Origin of the sequence: Actinomadura sp. NPDC000929 (assembly GCF_040492065.1) — a bacterium.
In the GTDB taxonomy this organism is placed as follows: Bacteria; Actinomycetota; Actinomycetes; order Streptosporangiales; family Streptosporangiaceae; genus Spirillospora; species Spirillospora verrucosospora.
In genome coordinates this window covers 1-2,313 of sequence record NZ_JBEUPA010000313.1, presented here as the reverse complement: position 1 = coordinate 2,313, position 2,313 = coordinate 1, and the positions used below count along the sequence as shown (strand labels likewise).

General features: G+C 79.8%; 2 protein-coding genes and 1 pseudogene. 2 read left to right on the top strand and 1 reads right to left on the bottom strand.

The features are described 5' to 3' along the window. Window positions 1-203: pseudogene (locus ABWI04_RS42520) on the bottom strand (S-methyl-5-thioribose-1-phosphate isomerase); the annotation flags it as partial. Between the two features lie 146 nt (window positions 204-349). Between ABWI04_RS42520 and imuA' the strand changes: the two are divergent. Both imuA' and ABWI04_RS42510 read left to right on the top strand, forming a co-directional pair. Further along, complete coding sequence (gene imuA' / locus ABWI04_RS42515; protein WP_353835956.1) at window positions 350-1,144, top strand: DnaE2-dependent mutagenesis accessory factor ImuA'; 795 nt, start codon at window positions 350-352, stop codon at window positions 1,142-1,144. Then, window positions 1,141-2,313, top strand: a 1,173-nt coding sequence (locus tag ABWI04_RS42510; protein ID WP_353835955.1) for a DNA polymerase Y family protein, incomplete at its 3' end; no start/stop codon positions are given. The genes imuA' and ABWI04_RS42510, both read left to right, overlap by 4 nt.

Below are 2,313 nucleotides of genomic sequence, written 5' to 3'. Positions count from 1 at the left end.
GCCTGGCGCACCGCGACGGCGACGCCGAACGCGCCCGCCACGCCCAGCGCGGGGGCGCCCCGCACCACCAGCCGCCGGATCGCGTCGACGAGCGCGTCGACGTCGCGGACCGCGAGGAACTCCACCCGGTGGGGCAGGACGGTCTGGTCCAGCAGGCGCAGGGCGTCGCCCGTCCATTCGATGGTCGGCACATCGGTCGTCATATCTCCATCATGCCCAAAAATGCCGTGAAGCCCGGCCCTATCGGGCTTTCGGACGTGCCCGGCCCCCCGGCGTGACCTGCGACAACTTGACACAGGTCGAACTCATGTTCGAGATTTGTGCGGGAGGATGCGAGAGGAGGGCGAGCGTGCCGGAGGCGGCCCTGCGGGATCTTGCGGCGGCGCTGGAGGACACCGGCCCGGCGGCGCTCACGGGCGCCGGACCGGGGACCGTGCCGGTGCTGCCCGCCCTGCGGACCGTGGTCCCCGGCGGCGGGCTGCGCCCCGGCTCGGTCGTCGGCCTGGACGGCCCCGGCGCCGCCTCCCTCGGCCTCGCCCTCGCCGCGGGCGTGTCCCGGCACGGCGGCGAGGACGGCGCCGGCGGCTGGTGCGCGGTCGTCGGCCTGCCGGGGTTCGGCGTGGCCGCCGCGGCGGGCATGGGCGCCGCGCCCGAGCGGCTGCTGCTCGTCGACGAGCCCGGCGACCGCTGGCCGGACGTGGTCGCCGCCCTGGCCGAGGCCGTCGAGCTGGTCCTGCTGTGCCCGCCGGAGCGTCCCGGCGCCGCCGCGGTCCGCCGGCTGTCGGCGCTGGCCCGCAAGCACGGCTGCGTCCTCACGCTGACCGGCGCTTTCGCCCGCGACTGGCCCGGCACCCGGCTCCGCCTCCGCGTGGAGGACCCGGTCTGGGAGGGGCTCGCCGGCGGGCACGGCAGGCTCACCGGCCGCCGCGTCCAGGTCGTCGCCGAGGGGCGCGACGCCCCCGGCGCCGGCCGCCGCGCGAGCCTGTGGCTCCCCGCGCCCGACGGCACCGTCCGGCCGGTGGAAACCGCGCGGCCGCCGCTGGAGCTCGTGCCCGGTGCCGTGGCGGCGGGCGCGCCCGTCCATCCGCGGCCGTCGGGCCCGCCGCCGCTCGTGCGGGTGCCGGCCGAGGAGGGGATCGCGTGACCAGGGTCCTGGCGGCGTGGTGCCCCGACTGGCCGGTCACCGCGGTCGGCATCGACGCGGCGGCCCCGGGCGCGGTGGTCGTGCGGGGACAGGTGGCGGCCTGCTCGGCGGCGGCCCGGGCCGAGGGTGTGCGGCGCGGGCAGCGGATCCGCGACGCCCAGCGGCGGTGCCCGGAACTGGTGGTGCGCGAGCGCGACACCGACGCGGAGGGACGCCGCTTCGAGGCGGTGGCGCAGGCGGTCGCGGAGCTGACGCCGCGCGTGGAGGTGGTGCGGCCGGGCCTGTGCGCCATCCCGGCGCGCGGCCCGGCCCGGTTCTACGGGGGCGAGGAGGCGCTGCGCGTCCTGGTGCAGGACACGGTCGTCGAGGCCGGCCACGACTGCGGGTCGGGGGTCGCGGACGGGCTGTTCGCGGCCGAGCTCGCGGCGCGCGCCGGGCAGGGCGGCGTCGTGGTGCCGGAGGGCGGCGCGGCGGCGTTCCTCGCGCCGTACCCGCTGTCGGTGCTCGACCGGCCGGAGCTGGCCGACCTGCTCCGGCGGCTCGGCGTCACGACCCTCGGCGACTTCGCGGCGCTGCCGTCCGGGCACGTCGCGGGCCGCTTCGGGACCGACGGGGCGCTCGCGCACCGGCTGGCGCGGGGCGAGGAGCCGCGCCCGCTCGCGCCGGCCCGCGCCGCCGCCGACCTGTCGGTGCGCGGCGGCTTCGACCCGCCCGCCGAGCAGGCGGAACGGGTCGTGTTCGCGGCGAAGCGGCTGGCGGGCGAGCTGCACGAGGGCCTCGCCGCGGGCGGGCTGGCGTGCGTGCGGCTGGAGGTCGCGGTCGGGTTCGCCGACGGGCACGTCCTGCGGCGGCTGTGGCGGCACGACGGGCTGTCGGCGCTGGCCGTCGCCGAGCGGGTGCGGTGGCAGCTGTCGGCCCACCGGCCGGCCGGGCGGGACGGGGGCGACGACGCCTGGGGCGGCGTGACGTGGGTGGAGCTGGCGCCCGACCAGCTCGTCCCCGACCTCGGACGGCAGGAGGGGCTCTGGGGGCGCACCACCGTCACCGACCGCATCGCGCGGGCCGCCGACCGGATCCAGGCGCTCCTCGGCCACCGCGGGATCGCGCGGCCGGTGCTGGTGGGCGGGCGCGGGCCGGGCGAGTGGGTCGTCCGCGTCCCGGTCGGCGAC